Genomic DNA, 15,649 nt, shown 5'->3' on the forward strand with positions numbered 1-15,649 from the left:
CTCTGTACACGACAAATTTCATAGAGCCCTTGTCCTATCAGGCTTTTTCTTTCTTAAAATTGCGAGCACTTTCTTAAATTCTTCTTTTTTTCCAAAACCAATCAAACGTAGAATAGCCATTTGAACATAGTCCAAACCGTAGCGAAATAAACTTACTGAAAGTCGTCCATGCTTCTTTATTTTTATCGCTTTTTTTCGATCATGTTGCCATTCACCTGTTAAATAGCACCAACAGAAACCGATCGCTAGCACTGCTATCAATTTCTTGACTCGTCTAGGGTCTGTTAAACGAGTATTTTCAAGATTGAATCCACGTCCTTTGAGACAACTAAATAAGGTTTCGATTTCCCAGCGTAATGCATAATCACCAATAGCAGAAGCATTAAACATAGGAGAAACAACAAGTAAAAGTTCTCCATCTTCTAATCGTAACGCACTAATATACAGTTTCACTCGACCAACCCAAATACGTCGTTTACGACATTCAGTTTGACCAACTTGAAGATGACGAAATAAATCACTAATTTTATGACTCTTGGCTAAGTGATTGGTCACAATAAAGTTTTTTTAACACGTATACAGAAGTTAATGTCATTTTCAATTAACCATATAAACCATTTCTCACCGATAAATTCTCTGTCTGCAAACACATTCACAATACGATCTTTACCAAAAATGGAGATAAAGCGTTGAATCAAAGCAATACGCTCTTTTGTATCTGAATTTCCACGTTTATTGAGCAATGTCCAAACAATAGGTATCGCTATTCCACGATAGACGATGGCTAACATCAAGATATTGATATCTCGTTTTCCCCATTTCCAATTGGTTCTATCCAAAGTTAATTGGACTTTATCGAATGAAAATATATTGAAAATTAACTGAGAAATTTGACGATAATCGAAATACTGATCTGCAAAGAAGCGTTGTATACGTCGATAAAATGATTGTGGTAAGCACTTGATGGGTAAGGCTTTAGATGCAGAAGAAAGATTACATGTCTGTTTTACAATTAATGCAAGCATAATCAGTGTAAAACATTTTACACGTGACTTGTTCCACTTTAGATATTTGTTTAAGATGAGATGTAACTCATTGAAATGTGTCATCATATTCATCGTCAGAAAACAAGTATTATGCCATTATTTCAATGAGTTGTCTTTTTTTGTCGTGTACAAAGTTATTTCAGTTAAGCTTAACTCGGCTGACTTCCAGCGCGGTGGTATTAGCGAAGAAGATGTGATTTCAGTATTTAAAGCCGTTGATGAAGCTGGAATTGACTTAATTGAAATTTCAGGTGGAACTTACGAAGCACCAGCAATGGCTGGCGTCAAAGCTGATAAACGTAAGGCAAGTACCATCGCACGGGAAGCATACTTCTTAGACTTTGCTGAAAAAATCCGTCAGCATGTAAAATGTAAACTTATGGTGACAGGTGGCTTCCGTACAGTCGAAGGTATGAATGCTGCTCTGGCAAGTGGTGCATATGACTTTATTGGCATTGCTCGTCCACTTGCAGTCGAAACGGATTTAACTGATCGTTTAATTGCAGGCCAAGATGTTCGCTATGCCGTAAAACCAATTAAAACAGGTTTACCTTTTGTCGATAAGATGGCGATTATGGAAATCATTTGGTACGCAGCACAATTTAAAGCTATTGGACAAGGTAAAAAGCCAAATCCTAAACTGTCACCTTTAATTGTGTTTTTAAATTATGCCAAGGGCAATATTAAGGCTGTTGTTCAGGGGCGCGTGAATTCGCGTAAATCGGCATAAATAAATTACCAAGCAATGGCCCAGTAAGTTTGAAAAGTAGAAGCAGACCATTGACCTTTAATTAAAGCATTTTTAAAGGCGGGTCTGTTTTCTATCTGGGTCAGATAACGCTGTATATGTTTAAACTGGCTGTAATTTGATGAGCAAGCCAGTAATGGAAACCACATCAAAATATCAGCAGTAGTAAACTGATCTCCCGCGAACCATAAGTGATGTTCTAAATGTTTATCAATCATACTCATGTGTCTTTGTAATGATTGATTGAGATAGCCTTGATCAAATCCATATTTTAAAAGCTTAGGAACGAAACGGACCAGAAAAGGCGTGCGTTCTGCAATTTGGTGAAAGATTTGCTTGAGTACCAGATCTGGAATGAATGTCGCCTCACAATAATTCTTCCAATAATAAAAGTTTTGAAGTTGTTGGCTTAGTAAATTGTTCTGGCTCAGTTGTGGATGTAAATGAGAGAAATAATCTAGAATTGCTGAGGTTTCAGCCAAAATTGAAGTTTGCTCTTGTTCAATAATTTCGAGAGTTGGAAATTTTGATAGTTGATGCGGTGAGTTATTATTTTTGTCTTCGTCCGAATGATATTTAGTGATGAGATCATAGTTGAGCCCTAATTCTTCTAAAAACCAAATAATGCGTTGAGAGCGTGAATTTTGTAAATGAAATAATCGAATTTGCATGTCATGTTCAAATTATAGTTTTGATCTATTTTTAGTATAGGATAGAACATAGCTTAAGTATAATAAAATATTTATAAATCATAAATTTATAATGTTTTGGGCTGAAACATAGAAATTACTGCTGGTAAAGTTATGGGCCTTAAAACCGATGAGATCTTGATCGTCCAAGTGAGTAACATGTGTTACACCGTTGGCTCTGATATGTACAATTACGTTTTGGGTTATCATATTAGCCGACTGAAGGAATAAAATCGTTTCACAGCAGATGGCATAACTAGCCGTTTTTAATAGTATTTCTGAAAATCAAAATAGTTTTTATATTTATTTAGGGGAAATTCGATGTTTGCGATGATTGGCATATTTTTAATAGCCATAATGATATTAGCGATTTTAAGTGTTTTAAAGAAAGGGGAAAGCAAAAATAGAAATGCAAAACGTACCCCAATCAAGGGAAAACCTATCATTACTATGAATGAACAACCCACTTTTATGAAATTAAAGGAAGCTTTGCCTGAACATATTATTTTAGCGCAAGTTGCTTTCAGCGCTTTTATTACAGCGCAAGGATACGCGACGCGTAATTTATTTAATCGAAAAGTTGCTGATTTTGTTGTGTTGGATAAAGCATTTAATATAGTTGCTATTGTTGAGTTAGATGATTCTAGCCATAAGGGGAAGGAAAAGTTTGATGCGGAGCGAGATGCTTTAATTCACGAAGCAGGTTTTAAAGTCATACGTTATAAACGAACACCAGAACTAGTGCAAATACATCGTGATTTTAATATTACATCAAGTTCATTAGCTCAAGTTTTAATAGAACCAGATTTAACAAAAACAAAGTTAGTTGCTGATGCAATAATTATTGAGAAAGATGATCCAAGTATACAACCCACTCAACATATTGATGAAGTAAAGTTGAAGTCTTAATTTTGAAAATAAAAATTTATCTCATGGATAAAATGTGAAGTGAGATAAAATAATTTGAAGCGATGATTCTTTATAGAAAGAATATGGCGTCCCTACGGGGATTCGAACCCCGGTTACCGCCGTGAAAGGGCGATGTCCTAGGCCTCTAGACGATAGGGACGTTGAGGATGGCGGTATCTTAAGAAGCCGCCACCAAACTGTCAAGGAGGTAAGGTGACAGTTTGTTCAAAATATAGCAAAACAGTTCAGCAGTCTTCTGAGTATCGTATAAAGCAGAGTGTGCTTCTTTACCATCGAACTCAATTCCAGCTTGAATACATGCTTTTGCAAGCACTGTTTGTCCAAACATTACTGCACTTAAAGTAACTGTATCCATGACTGAAAAACTATGGAACGGGTTTTGGTTTTTTGTACCTGAGCGAGCAATCGCTGCTTGTAAAAAGCCAAGGTCAAAATGCGCGTTATGGCCTACGAGTACTGCATGAGTACAATTTTGCTGTTTACGAACTTCATTGACCGATTTAAAAATACGACGTAAAGCGGTTCGCTCATCTTCAGCCATTGCAATACGCATTGGGTTGAATGGATCAATACCAATAAAGTCGAGCGAACGGCGGTCGAGGTTAGCCCCTTCAAAAGGGTTAATATGTGCATGAAATGCAGGACCAGGGACAAATTGTCCCTGAGCATCATACACAATTGGAATGCACGCGATTTCTAGCAATGCATCTGTCTGGGCATTAAAACCTGCCGTTTCAACATCGACAACAACAGGTAAGAAGCCACGAAAACGTTGGCCAATGACCGGGACAGAATTTTCTTGTGTCACACTTTTCTCCATTGCAGCGTTTTCCCGGCATGCAGCGGGATGATTTTTTGATTATCTAAATAATCAAAAGATTCGGGAACGAGATTATCTTCTTTAACCAAAGTAATGGTAGAAGTATTACGTGGTAGACCGTAGAAGTCTGCACCAAAATGGCTAGCAAAACCTTCTAGGCGCTCTAATTTACCGACTTGATCAAACGCTTGTGCATAAAGCTCAATTGCGTTTGGTGCACTATAACAGCCTGCACAGCCACAAGCATTCTCTTTTGCATTTTGTGCATGAGGTGCGCTGTCTGTACCTAAGAAAAACTTAGGATTACCGCTTGTTGCAACTTCAAGTAAAGTTGTTTGATGCGTTTGACGTTTTAAAATTGGTAAACAGTAGAAATGCGGTTTAATACCACCGACCAACATATCATTACGGTTAAATAATAAATGTTGTGGAGTGATTGTTGCCGCCACATTACGGTCTTGTTCTAAAACAAAGTGTGCTGCATCACTAGTCGTGATGTGTTCAAGCACAACCTTAAGTTTAGGGAACTGTTTCAATAAAGGTGATAATACCTCATCTAGGAAGCGTTTTTCACGATCAAAAATATCTACATGATTGTGAGTCACTTCACCATGAAGTAATAACGGAACTTGGTACTCTTCTAATTGCTCAATAACTGCATAAACTTTGCGAATATCACTCACACCATTGTCAGAGTTGGTGGTTGCACCAGCAGGATAAAGCTTAATCGCATTGACATGTTCTGATTCTTTAATTTTACGAACTTCATCTGGTGAAGTATGGTCAGTAAAATAAAGCACCATACGAGGGTCAAAATTATTGCCTTCCGGAACATGAGCAAGAATGCGCTCGCGATAAGCTAAAGCTTCTTCTACTGTTTTTACAGGCGGTACAAGGTTAGGCATACAGATCGCGCGGGCGAATTGTTTAGCCAAATCTGGAACAGTACGTTTTAATGCTAAACCATCACGTAAATGTGCATGCCAATCATCTGGCTGGAGCAGGGTAATAGAGTTCAAGGCAGTTCAAACTTCGAAATAAAACAAATGATAATCGATAAAGTGTGAAAATGGTAACGAGAATTACGGACAAATGGCAAAATAAAGCGCAGGGAGCTTTAAAAAATAATGTTATATTTTGTTAACGCGAAATATGTAGGAATCGACTAGTGGCGAATAGGGGAAATGTCCATCAATTACTCAAATCGAAAGAAGAAATCGAGTATTTGGTCACTCTACATACCCATCGTTACGCCAATATGCCTTTACCAAAGCAGCTAGAAAAAAAATTCTGGTGTTTAAACCTTGATCGTACACGGCAAAACATCTCTAAGTTTTTAGCAAGTGGAGTGCTCACTTATTTAATTTTTATTTTACTGGCCCTTCCAACTGACTACTTAGTAATTGGTGAACCATATATTACTTTAGACTTTATTCATTGTTTGTTGAGTGCAATGAATATTGCACTTGCACTCTTATTATTTTGGATTTTTGCCAAATTTAAAAAACTCTCTAATCACTTTTATTTTGCTGCCTGTGGCATTGTTTTCTTCTCAATTATTACAAGTGCCATGTTGTTGCTCAGTGTCGAAAATATGGCACTTAAAAATCAGTCGATGTTGCTTCTTTCATTTTTATATATGCTTGGTTTTATTCTAAGTGGCATCAAACCATTACATATGCTGTATGTTGGGTTATCAGCAGCAATATTAGTTTTTGTTTTTCTTAATTTATTGAATGTAAATTGTGATTATATTGCCCTTGGTCGGGCCTTGTTCGGCACTTGTATTTTAGGTTTCTCAATTAGCACGATGCTCATCTCAAGAGAGCGAAGTCTTTTTTTAAATAACCAACTTGCTGAAATTAATGAGCAGATTTTACGGATTGAAGCATCTGAACTTCTGCATTTAAGTCAGCAAGATGCGCTTACTCAAATTTCAAACCGTCGTACCTTTGACGAAATGTTTGACTTCTTCTATTACCGTGCAAATCAAGAGAAACGTCCGTTAGCTGTTTTATTTATTGATATCGATTTTTTTAAAAACTATAACGATTTTTATGGACATCAGATGGGGGATAAAGTCATCTCTAGTATTGCGGCAGCAATTAAAAACTCGATTCGTCATGTCGATTTTGTTGCGCGTTATGGCGGTGAAGAGTTCGTTGTACTTTTACCTGAAACACCTGCACAGGGTGCATATGCAGTGGCTGCAAATATTTATAAAGCGATTGAACGGCAAGCCATTCCTCATGCTGCTTCGTTAGTGTCAAAGTATGTCACGATCAGTTTAGGATTTACCGTATATACAGGTGGATTAAAGATGGGACAAGATAAATTGATTCATGCAGCAGATCAGGCTTTATATAGAGCAAAGCAGCTTGGCCGTAATCAAATTTATTATCAGCCTCTACAAGTTGCAGAAATTGCTTAGCTTGACATGAGACTTAAAAAAGCCACCTATAGAGGTGGCTTTTTTGACGTTATAAGAAAATTATTTTTTCTTATTGTCTAATTGAGGAATAGCAGAACCTTGACCGATTGAAAGCAAACCAGCATCTGTATAAATACCAAGTTTTGCACGTGTATCGGTAATGTCGAGGTTACGCATAGTCAACTGACCAATACGATCCATTGGCGTAAACATTGAATCGCCTTTTTCCATTGTTAAACGTTCAGCTTCATACGTTAAGTTTGGAGATTCAGTGTTCATAATGGTGTAGTCATTACCACGACGAAGTTCAAGGGTCACTTCACCAGTAATCGCTTTAGCAACCCAACGCTGTGCAGTTTCACGAAGCATAAGCGCTTGAGAGTCGAACCAACGACCTTGGTAAAGTAAACGACCTAAACGTAAACCATTAATGCGGTATTGTTCGATCGTATCTTCGTTATGAATACCAGTAACCAAACGCTCGTAAGCAATATGAAGAAGAGCCATACCCGGTGCTTCATAAATACCGCGAGATTTTGCTTCGATAATACGGTTTTCGATTTGGTCAGACATACCTAAACCATGACGGCCACCAATACGGTTTGCTTCAAGAATAAGCTCAACTGGATTGTTAAAAGTTTGACCATTTAACGCAACAGGAACACCTTCTTCAAAACGTACAGTTACTTCTTCAGGTTTAATTTCAACTTCTTCTTTCCAGAAAGCAACGCCCATAATTGGATCAACGATTTTGATACCTGCATTTAGGTATTCAAGATCTTTTGCTTCGTGAGTTGCGCCCAACATGTTTGAGTCAGTTGAGTACGCTTTTTCTTTTGACATTTTGTAGTCAAAACCGTTGTCGATGAGGAACTGTGACATTTCTGCACGGCCACCAAGCTCATCAATAAAGTTTTGATCTAGCCAAGGCTTATAAATTTTAAGATTTGGGTTAGTTAATAAACCATAACGATAGAAACGTTCAATATCGTTACCTTTATAAGTTGAACCGTCACCCCAGATGTTTACGTCATCTTCTTTCATAGCAGTAACGAGCATAGTACCTGTTACTGCACGACCGAGTGGAGTCGTATTGAAATAAGGAACACCACCTGTACTGATATGGAATGCACCACACTGAATTGCAGCAATACCTTCAAGTGCCAATTGTAAGCGGCAGTCAATTAAGCGAGCTTTTACAGCGCCGTATTGTTCTGCTTTCTTTGGAATTGCATCGTAGTCATCTTCATCTGGCTGGCCTAAGTTTGCAGTGTATGCATAAGGCTCAGCGCCTTTTTGTTTCATCCACAATAAAGCAGCTGAAGTGTCTAAGCCTCCGGAGAAGGCAATCCCAACTTTTTTGCCTACTGGTACATGCTGCAAGATCGTTGCATTATCAGTCATTGCTAGTCCTAACTATTTCGAAATAGGCACCCTAATACTTCGGTGACCAAGAGAATTTATTCGCTCAGTACTATATCACTTTTCAAATCGATTTTTTTTCTGTTAGGAAAGGAATTCTTTTTTTTTAATTTGAAAAATAGATTAATATTGGAAAAATATAAAGTTTTACGATAAGTATGACAATTTAGACGAAATGCTAAAAAGGAAAAAAACAAAATATGTTGATTCATCACAATCAAATTTTATCGACATTGCATCGTATTACGGGGTTTATTGTAATTTCAGATCTTATCTATGCGATTTACAATATATTTGTGCATACGCCCAAATACTTTATTGGTAGTCTTTTAGGGCTTATTGCAGCAATCGCTACACAGTTCTTATGCGCTAGAAGTGTTAAGACTGGAACTACAAGCAGCCGTATCGGTTCAATTGTGATATCTATCTTAATGCTTAATATGTTCCCTATAGGAACTGTAATTGCTGTTGTGATGCTATTTTTCTCTTTATTTAAATGGGAAAAAGATTCAACGTTTCAATTACCCATAAAAAATTAAATGAAGGGACACAAGCTCGAATAATTGACAATTTCAACACGTAAAAAAATATGTGTGGTCATCCTAACATTTTAAAAAAGTATTAAAGTACTATGCAACAAGTTGCAAAAAATTATTGGGACGCAGCATGACAAGTTACGCCAATTTATTAAAACCATTACATTTAGGCTTTACCACTATTAAAAATCGTGTGGTGATGGGTTCCATGCATACGGGACTTGAAGATCGTTTTTATAATTACCCAAAACTTGCAGCTTATTTTGAAGAGCGTGCAAAAGGTGGGGTTGGTCTGATCGTGACGGGAGGTATTTCTCCAAACCGTCAAGGCTGGTTGGCTCCAGCTGGCGGAACGATGAATAGCTTATTTGACATTCCGCAGCACCGTTTAGTGACTCATGCTGTCCATAAGCATGGCTCAAAAATCTTAATGCAAATTTTACATGCGGGCAGATATGGTTACCAACCGTTTGTAGTGTCTTCAAGTGCTATAAAGTCACCAATTTCACCATTTAAGCCACGTCAACTTTCTGAAAAAAATATTCTCAGCACCATTGAAGACTATGCACAGTGCGCTGATATTGCCAAAAAAGCAGGCTACGACGGCGTTGAAATTATGGGGTCGGAAGGATATCTGATTAACCAGTTTTTAAGTCGCCATGTAAACCAGCGTACTGACCGTTGGGGCGGTGAAATTGAAAACCGTATGCGTTTTCCGGTTGAAATTGTTAAAGCGATCCGCGCAAAAGTTGGTGAAAAATTTATTATCTGTTTCCGTTTATCGCTACTCGACCTTGTGCATGACGGTAACACCATGCAAGAAGTAGTCACTGTTGCTAAAGCTTTAGAAAAGGCGGGTGTCACTTTATTAAATACGGGTATTGGTTGGCATGAAGCACGTGTGCCAACTATTGTAACGTCTGTACCTCGTGCAGCGTTTGTCGATTACACGGCTCATGTAAAACAGCATATTTCAATTCCGGTAATTGCATCTAACCGTATTAATATGCCTGAAACTGCCGAAGAAATTTTGGCAAAAGGCAAGGCAGACATGATTCAAATGGCACGCCCATTATTGGCCGATGCTTTTTGGGTAAATAAAACTGCGACCAACCGTGTTGATGAAATTAATACGTGTATTGCCTGTAACCAAGCATGTTTAGATCATGCATTTAAAAATAAACGTGTGTCTTGTTTAGTCAACCCACGTGCAGGCCATGAAACAGAACTGGTTTATTTAAAAACTAAACAGCCTAAGCGTATAGCAGTTGTTGGTGGTGGTGTGGCAGGTATGTCTGCTGCCACTGTTGCTGCAAGCCGTGGTCATGCTGTGACCTTGTTCGAAGCCAATACAGATGTAGGTGGTCAGTTCAACTTTGCCAAGGTTGTACCAGGTAAAGAGGAATTCCACGAGACAATTCGCTACTTTAAAGTACAGCTTCAAAAAACTGGTGTAGATGTTCGTTTAAACACTCGTGTAAATCGTGAACAACTTGAGCGTGAAGGTTTTGATGAGGTGATTGTGGCGACTGGAGTCGTGCCGCGTGCTTTAAAAATTGAAGGAAGTAATTCACCACAAGTTCTTTCCTATGCTCAAGTTTTACAGGGTGCAGAAGTAGGACAAAAAGTCGCAGTGATTGGAGCTGGTGGTATTGGTTTTGACGTATCAGAATTTTTACTTAAACCACCACATCAACCACAGCCTCAACCTTTAGCAGAGTGGCAACGTGAATGGGGTGTAGACCCAGATCCGAACTACATTTCTGAAGGAGGGATGCAACCTCCTATAGTTGAACCAGCGATACGCGAAATTTATTTACTGCAACGTAAAACAACACCACTCGGTATTGGTCTTGGTAAGACCTCGGGTTGGGTACACCGTGCACAGCTTAAAAAGCATGGTGTGCGTATGTTACGTGGTGTGCAATATAAAGCAGTTACCGATGAAGGGCTGTGGATTGAACATAACGGTCAAGACCAGCTTTTACGTGTAGACACTGTTGTGGTGTGTGCAGGTCAAGAGTCTGTAAAAGACTTGATGCCAAAAGAAGGGGAGTCGACTATAGCGAACTACCATATTATTGGTGGTGCAAAGCTTGCAGCAGAGCTAGATGCGAAGCGTGCGATCAAAGAAGGAGCAGAATTAGCCGCTCAACTGTAAAATTGATGAAACAATATGCACTTGAACACAAAGCGATGATATTTTTCTTGAATAAAATGAATAAGCTTTGTATTCTTACGCACATGGAAGCGTGGCAGAGCGGTTTAATGCACCGGTCTTGAAAACCGACGAGGGTGTGAGTCCTCCGTGAGTTCGAATCTCACCGCTTCCGCCAAATTCGAAAAGCCCCTGTTAATAGCAGGGGCTTTTTTTATGCCTAAAATAAAAATTACAACTCTATTTAGCTTAAATATTGCTAATAAATCCTAAAAATTTCATATAAATCAAATATGTATGTTGTGTTTGAAAAATGTTTATGTTTTCAATATGTTGCTGTGAGCATGACTATATATCAGAATTGAACAAGTTATTTGTAGAATATTCACTTGTTGATATATGATGATCCCATATTTAGAGGCTGTTTCAAAACATAATTCTATTGTTTAGCGAGCAAGTTCAAGGAATGAATAGTGCTGAATTCAGGCTTCTAAACCCTATATCTGGAAATTATTTCTGGCCAAATATTGCATTTCGACCCAATGGTTGGGAATGTCTCACTCTTTTGTAGGGTAGGCGTTTCCTATTTTAGGATGTACCTATGAAAAAATTATTTAGTGTATTGTTCAGCGCATCTGTACTAACACTGACTGCATGTAATAAACAACCTGCACAAACTGAAAATACTGCAACAACCAAAGACAAAACTGAGTCAGTTCGAACAATTAAATTGGTTTCAACAGGTTCAGATACGGATGTATGGAAATACGTTGCAACGCTTCCTGAGACTAAAGAAGCTGGTATTAAACTCGAAGTGACCAACTTAACTGACTATGTTGTGCTCAATACATCTGTCGCAAATGGTGAGCAAGATGTAAATGCGTTCCAGTCATTCAACTATTTGGCAGCATACAATGCTTCAAATAAAGCTAAAGTTGCTGCTGTTGCAACAACTTACTTGGAACCAATGGGTATTTATGCAAATAAAATTAAAACTGTTGATGAGTTCCCACAAGGCGCTACCATTGCTATTCCAAATGATACTGCCAATGAAGCTCGTGCATTAACATTATTACAGTCTGCTAAACTGATTAAACTTAAACCGAACTTTGACCCTGTAAAAGGGACTACGAACGACATTGCTGAAAACCCTAAAAATTTACAATTAAAACCAATTCAAATGACTACAGCGGTTCGTGTTAAAAACGATGTAGATGCAATTGTGCTTGGTAATACATTGGCACTTGAAGGTGGTCTCAATGTAATGAAAGATTCTATCTTCCGTGAGCCAATTGATCAGTCTACTAAGCTTTATGTCAATCTATTGGGTGTAGCTGAAGCAAACAAAAATGACCCGATCTATACGAAACTTGGTGAACTTTACCACTTACCTAAAGTACAAAAATTCGTGAGTGAAAAATTTGGTGGCACAAAAGTTGAAGTGAATAAGCCTGTTTCTGAATTTGCAGACATCAAATAAGTAATTTTTTAATTAAAATTATTTTTCAAAGCTAAGCCACACTAATCGGGGCTTAGCTTTTTATTTATAATGTTGTACTTAAGCTAACTTATAATAAAATTATTTATTCCTTAACTTTAAACTTATATTTAAAGACATTTTTATAAGGAATTAAGTGTAAAAAAATTAAGCTATTCTGTGGAATAAAGAATGGAGCAGGCATAATCATTTACTAACTATAAAAGTTTTTGCCATCAGTTCTTTTTAGTATTTGTATGCTATTCATTCTTTTAAAATCATATATCTGTTTGGGTATATTCATCAAAATGACATCAATTAGTCATATAAATGAAATTCTGCTGTACAAAAATAATGCAATTTATTTGGATAGTTTCCAGACATGCAGAAAAAATCTTATAAAGTTCTAAGTTTAGTATTTCTTGTTGCGAGCATGATGGCTATTACTGCCTGCAATGATAGCCAAGATCAGCAATCTACAGTAGTTTCCCCAACACCTACAGATACCCGTGACCAGCGTTTTCTAACAGCAAAAACAAATGATGTAATTCAAGTTACGATTGCTGATTTGATCCCAACGCAGGGTGCAATTGGTTATGATCAAATTTATTATAAATTAGGGCGTTGGCAAGGTGATTTACAGCGCCCAACTTGGCAAGCAGATCCAGTCAATCAATTAGTTTATTTAAATAAAACCATTGGTAAGAAGTTTAGCGATTATTGTGAAGCGATTGGTGCAAAAGGTCGTGATGATTTTACAAGTCTGCAAGACCTACAAAAGGCCAATTTAAAACAATTGGAGACATTTAACTGTCAAGAACAGCCGGGCACTGAAACGGCTGATTTGAAAACAGTTGTTGTTGGTTATGATGGGCGCCTTTATTTGACCGATGGTCATCATACAATGACCGAGTTCCGTGAGCTGCCTGATGGCGGTGGTCAACTTAAAGTATGGGTAAAAGTTATTGGGAATTATAGCGATAGTAAAACTGCGGATGAGTTTTGGGCGAAAATGCTTGCCAATGGCCAAGCATGGTTAAGAGATGGGAAAAACCAACCGATTTCATATCAACAATTACCTAAAAACTTAGGCCTGAAATCTGCAACTAACCCTGACGGTATGCAAAATAATCCATATCGTTCATTGGTCTATTTCACACGTGATATTGGTTATAGCAAAGTTGCTAATGCAACGGACTATACTGAGTTTTTATGGGAAGATTGGTTTAACAAGCAAATCGCTAATAATCTGGTACATCCTTTAAGTTTCTATCATACCGATGCGAGTGTGTATGGTACTGCAGATGTATTGGCAACTACTGAAATAAAAGCTGATTTAACTGTATCGGGTAGTGCAACAGGCTATCAAGCAGCGGTTGCTGATTATTCATTATTGATGGGAAGTACCAAACCGACTGATATTATTTATGGTACTTCAACTGCCGCAGATTTGGGGGCATTACAGCTTGTGAAAAATGCTGCTAAAGGTTCGGTTACTGCGACTTCAATTTCTAATCTTGCAGATTTGACCCGTGACGAAATTAAGAAAGATAAAACGCCTCGTACAGGTGGGAGTATTTGGTATGCGGTAAATTACAAGTTATGTGGAAAACCTGCTACAGGAACGTGTTGGGGTTGGTAATTCACGAATATTTAATAAGAAAGGGGTGAGTAAATTCACTCCTTTTTTGTATGGTTAAATCATTAGCGTTTGATCAGAATAGAATTAATTATTTAAAAATTAAAAAATATAACTTGCTCTCACTTAAATCCTAAACACCTCACTTACAGATACTATTAAGATTTTTACTATTTTTATAAACCTCAAATTAACAATAACTTGTTGATTATTTAGCCTTACTTTTTTAATGATCTAATTTAAAACAAATGTCATTTTGTGTGCTTGACTGTAAGAGGGTTGGGAACTATTCTTTGCCTGCTGGCCACATTGCCAGTCGGTCGTCGCAGACCGGGAAAACAAAGTCGATATGCAAAATGCTTATTTTGTGTGTCGGGAACTCGTTCGCCCCCTTTTTCTCTACGGTAGGGCGGAAGGGGGACACCTTCGGGTGTGCTGGTTCCTTTGTTTCCAGTCTGCGAACCCCCTTTCGTTCTGCCACCCTAATTTTAATGTCTTGGCAGAACTCTCAATAAAAAGGAGTTGGCTTTGCACATCCATTATTTCTTGGCTCTCGATGCCAAAAGCTATAACAACACCACTTAAATCATCTTTAAATAGTTTGTTGGCCTTTAGGGTTTTCAGGCTTTAAGTCATTACGGCTCAAAAATTTGTATCAACAACAAAACTTGAGATGTGCCAAGCACGAGCTTGGAAATTTAATTAAAACAATTCGGCCTGATGGTCAAACATTGAATCATCTTGTTTATGGTTCAGGGCATATTTGGAATAAAATCTTTTTAAAATTTATGACTATTATTTTAATTGGAGCTTTCTGTGTTTCATGTGATCACATAAAGAAAAGCGAAGTAACTATTGTTGAAAATAAGAATATAATAATTAAAAAATTTGAAAGTGATGCTGAATATATTTTTGGTAATCAAATTTTAGGTAAAAAAATATTTTCTTCCTATAATGCAGAACGATTAATATTTCAAGTGAAAGATCTAGAGAAAAATAGTGATAATTTTATAGATAAAATAGATGGTCTGTTGAATAAGAGGGGTTGGAACTATAAAGAAAAATACAAAGAAGCTTACATTTATTGTGATAGAGATATGAATCAACTTGAGCTAGTTCCTCCTATAGAGATAGGTACAGTTATGCAATCTGGAGATGGACAGTCATTGAATCAGTTAGTAGATTATTGGAATATAAGTTTTATCCATTCTAGGCATAAACGTTATGTATGTAATATGAATAGTTGATTTGGATAATTTATTATGATTGTGAGAAAATTCATATTTTCTTTATTAATTTTAGGTCTCTATTGCTCCCTAATAGCATGTAGTACTAACGCAACTAGCTTACAAGTGCTTTCTAAGGAGTTGTTCAGTGAATATCCATATGAAGTTGATACTGATAGAAATAAAAGATCTACTCAATTAATTGTGATAAAAATAAATAAAGAAAATTTTTCGATTAATGATTATGATAAAATTAAAAACAAACTATTAAGCAAGAATTGGGATTTTGTTGATTCATATGATAATTTTTGTAATACTAATAATTATTCTATAGATATATTAAATCCTATTCATTGTCGACATTATACAAGAGAGGGTGATGAAGTTAATTTTAAAAGCAAAGATTATTGGTATTTTGCATTATAATATAATAAATAATTTTTTAATTATTTGAATAAAATTACTTAAATTTGTGCTTGTTGTTTTAATTTGATAATCTAGTTTTTAGGTTTTGATTGGATTTTTAA

The 15,649-nt window shown here is 36.9% G+C and carries 13 protein-coding genes, 2 tRNA genes and 1 pseudogene; 10 read left to right on the forward strand and 6 right to left on the reverse strand.

The annotated features are described in order from the left end of the window. Positions 1–18: 18 nt before the first annotated feature. A protein-coding gene (locus tag MKL35_RS05605) for an IS4 family transposase (protein WP_208728222.1) occupies positions 19–1,109 on the reverse strand; the annotation gives its coding sequence in 2 pieces (ribosomal slippage) (positions 19–569 and positions 569–1,109; 1,092 coding nt in all). Between the two features lie 70 nt (positions 1,110–1,179). Here MKL35_RS05605 and MKL35_RS05610 point away from each other — a divergent pair. Then, positions 1,180–1,776, forward strand: a pseudogene (locus tag MKL35_RS05610) (NADH oxidase); the annotation flags it as partial. Positions 1,777–1,781: 5 nt separating this feature from the next. On the opposite strand, the gene MKL35_RS05615 reads toward MKL35_RS05610, so the two are convergent. Continuing rightward, positions 1,782–2,465, reverse strand: coding sequence for a glutathione binding-like protein (locus MKL35_RS05615; RefSeq protein ID WP_032011442.1), 684 nt, complete (start codon positions 2,463–2,465; stop codon positions 1,782–1,784). A gap of 339 nt (positions 2,466–2,804) precedes the next feature. Between MKL35_RS05615 and MKL35_RS05620 the strand changes: the two genes are divergently transcribed. Next, positions 2,805–3,392 (forward strand): DUF2726 domain-containing protein, encoded by a 588-nt coding sequence (locus MKL35_RS05620; RefSeq protein ID WP_032011445.1) that lies wholly within the window; start codon positions 2,805–2,807, stop codon positions 3,390–3,392. Between the two features lie 84 nt (positions 3,393–3,476). On the opposite strand, the gene MKL35_RS05625 is transcribed toward MKL35_RS05620, so the two are convergent. The 3 genes from MKL35_RS05625 to pyrC form a co-directional block, all read right to left on the reverse strand. After that, positions 3,477–3,552: transfer RNA gene (locus tag MKL35_RS05625), tRNA-Glu, on the reverse strand. Positions 3,553–3,570: 18 nt separating this feature from the next. Further along, positions 3,571–4,233 carry a ribonuclease T gene (rnt, locus tag MKL35_RS05630; protein WP_032011447.1) on the reverse strand — a complete coding sequence of 221 codons (663 nt, stop codon included), beginning with the start codon at positions 4,231–4,233 and terminating at the stop codon, positions 3,571–3,573. Then, the gene (gene pyrC, locus MKL35_RS05635) at positions 4,218–5,252 is read right to left on the reverse strand and encodes a dihydroorotase (protein ID WP_032011448.1); all 1,035 of its coding nucleotides are present in this window, start codon (positions 5,250–5,252) and stop codon (positions 4,218–4,220) included. Before pyrC ends, rnt begins: the two co-directional genes overlap by 16 nt. 149 nt (positions 5,253–5,401) lie before the next feature. On the opposite strand from pyrC, the gene MKL35_RS05640 reads away from it, so the two are divergent. After that, positions 5,402–6,664, forward strand: coding sequence for a GGDEF domain-containing protein (locus tag MKL35_RS05640; protein WP_002049535.1), 1,263 nt, complete (start codon positions 5,402–5,404; stop codon positions 6,662–6,664). A gap of 60 nt (positions 6,665–6,724) precedes the next feature. On the opposite strand, the gene argG is transcribed toward MKL35_RS05640, so the two are convergent. Then, the gene (argG, locus tag MKL35_RS05645) at positions 6,725–8,068 is read right to left on the reverse strand and encodes an argininosuccinate synthase (RefSeq protein ID WP_002049558.1); all 1,344 of its coding nucleotides are present in this window, start codon (positions 8,066–8,068) and stop codon (positions 6,725–6,727) included. 218 nt (positions 8,069–8,286) lie between these two features. On the opposite strand from argG, the gene MKL35_RS05650 reads away from it, so the two are divergent. The 7 genes from MKL35_RS05650 to MKL35_RS05680 all read left to right on the forward strand — a co-directional run bounded on the left by MKL35_RS05650 (position 8,287) and on the right by MKL35_RS05680 (position 15,548). After that, positions 8,287–8,625 carry a hypothetical protein gene (locus MKL35_RS05650; RefSeq protein ID WP_002049557.1) on the forward strand — a complete coding sequence of 113 codons (339 nt, stop codon included), beginning with the start codon at positions 8,287–8,289 and terminating at the stop codon, positions 8,623–8,625. 127 nt (positions 8,626–8,752) lie between these two features. Next, positions 8,753–10,783 carry an NADPH-dependent 2,4-dienoyl-CoA reductase gene (locus MKL35_RS05655; RefSeq protein ID WP_032011449.1) on the forward strand — a complete coding sequence of 677 codons (2,031 nt, stop codon included), beginning with the start codon at positions 8,753–8,755 and terminating at the stop codon, positions 10,781–10,783. Positions 10,784–10,868: 85 nt separating this feature from the next. Next, a tRNA-Ser gene (locus MKL35_RS05660) sits at positions 10,869–10,958 on the forward strand. A 423-nt stretch (positions 10,959–11,381) separates the two neighbouring features. Next, positions 11,382–12,260 (forward strand): MetQ/NlpA family ABC transporter substrate-binding protein, encoded by an 879-nt coding sequence (locus tag MKL35_RS05665; protein ID WP_004709960.1) that lies wholly within the window; start codon positions 11,382–11,384, stop codon positions 12,258–12,260. Positions 12,261–12,639: 379 nt separating this feature from the next. Further along, on the forward strand, positions 12,640–13,899 hold the full coding sequence (locus MKL35_RS05670) for a ParB/Srx family N-terminal domain-containing protein (RefSeq protein ID WP_032011462.1): 1,260 nt from the start codon (positions 12,640–12,642) through the stop codon (positions 13,897–13,899). 785 nt (positions 13,900–14,684) lie between these two features. Then, positions 14,685–15,143, forward strand: coding sequence for a hypothetical protein (locus MKL35_RS05675; RefSeq protein ID WP_310675615.1), 459 nt, complete (start codon positions 14,685–14,687; stop codon positions 15,141–15,143). A gap of 15 nt (positions 15,144–15,158) precedes the next feature. Next, positions 15,159–15,548 (forward strand): hypothetical protein, encoded by a 390-nt coding sequence (locus tag MKL35_RS05680; protein ID WP_032011471.1) that lies wholly within the window; start codon positions 15,159–15,161, stop codon positions 15,546–15,548. Positions 15,549–15,649 lie beyond the last annotated feature (101 nt).

Source organism: Acinetobacter sp. AOR41_HL (assembly GCF_027854645.1).
Taxonomy (GTDB): Bacteria; Pseudomonadota; Gammaproteobacteria; order Pseudomonadales; family Moraxellaceae; genus Acinetobacter; species Acinetobacter nosocomialis.

Coding starts and splice junctions, on each gene's coding strand:
- MKL35_RS05615 (WP_032011442.1), bottom strand. CDS start 2,465: ATGCAAATTCGATTATTTCATTTACAAAATTCACGCTCTCAACGCATT.
- MKL35_RS05620 (WP_032011445.1), top strand. CDS start 2,805: ATGTTTGCGATGATTGGCATATTTTTAATAGCCATAATGATATTAGCG.
- rnt (WP_032011447.1), bottom strand. CDS start 4,233: ATGGAGAAAAGTGTGACACAAGAAAATTCTGTCCCGGTCATTGGCCAA.
- argG (WP_002049558.1), bottom strand. CDS start 8,068: ATGACTGATAATGCAACGATCTTGCAGCATGTACCAGTAGGCAAAAAA.
- MKL35_RS05650 (WP_002049557.1), top strand. CDS start 8,287: ATGTTGATTCATCACAATCAAATTTTATCGACATTGCATCGTATTACG.
- MKL35_RS05655 (WP_032011449.1), top strand. CDS start 8,753: ATGACAAGTTACGCCAATTTATTAAAACCATTACATTTAGGCTTTACC.
- MKL35_RS05665 (WP_004709960.1), top strand. CDS start 11,382: ATGAAAAAATTATTTAGTGTATTGTTCAGCGCATCTGTACTAACACTG.
- MKL35_RS05670 (WP_032011462.1), top strand. CDS start 12,640: ATGCAGAAAAAATCTTATAAAGTTCTAAGTTTAGTATTTCTTGTTGCG.
- MKL35_RS05675 (WP_310675615.1), top strand. CDS start 14,685: ATGACTATTATTTTAATTGGAGCTTTCTGTGTTTCATGTGATCACATA.
- MKL35_RS05680 (WP_032011471.1), top strand. CDS start 15,159: ATGATTGTGAGAAAATTCATATTTTCTTTATTAATTTTAGGTCTCTAT.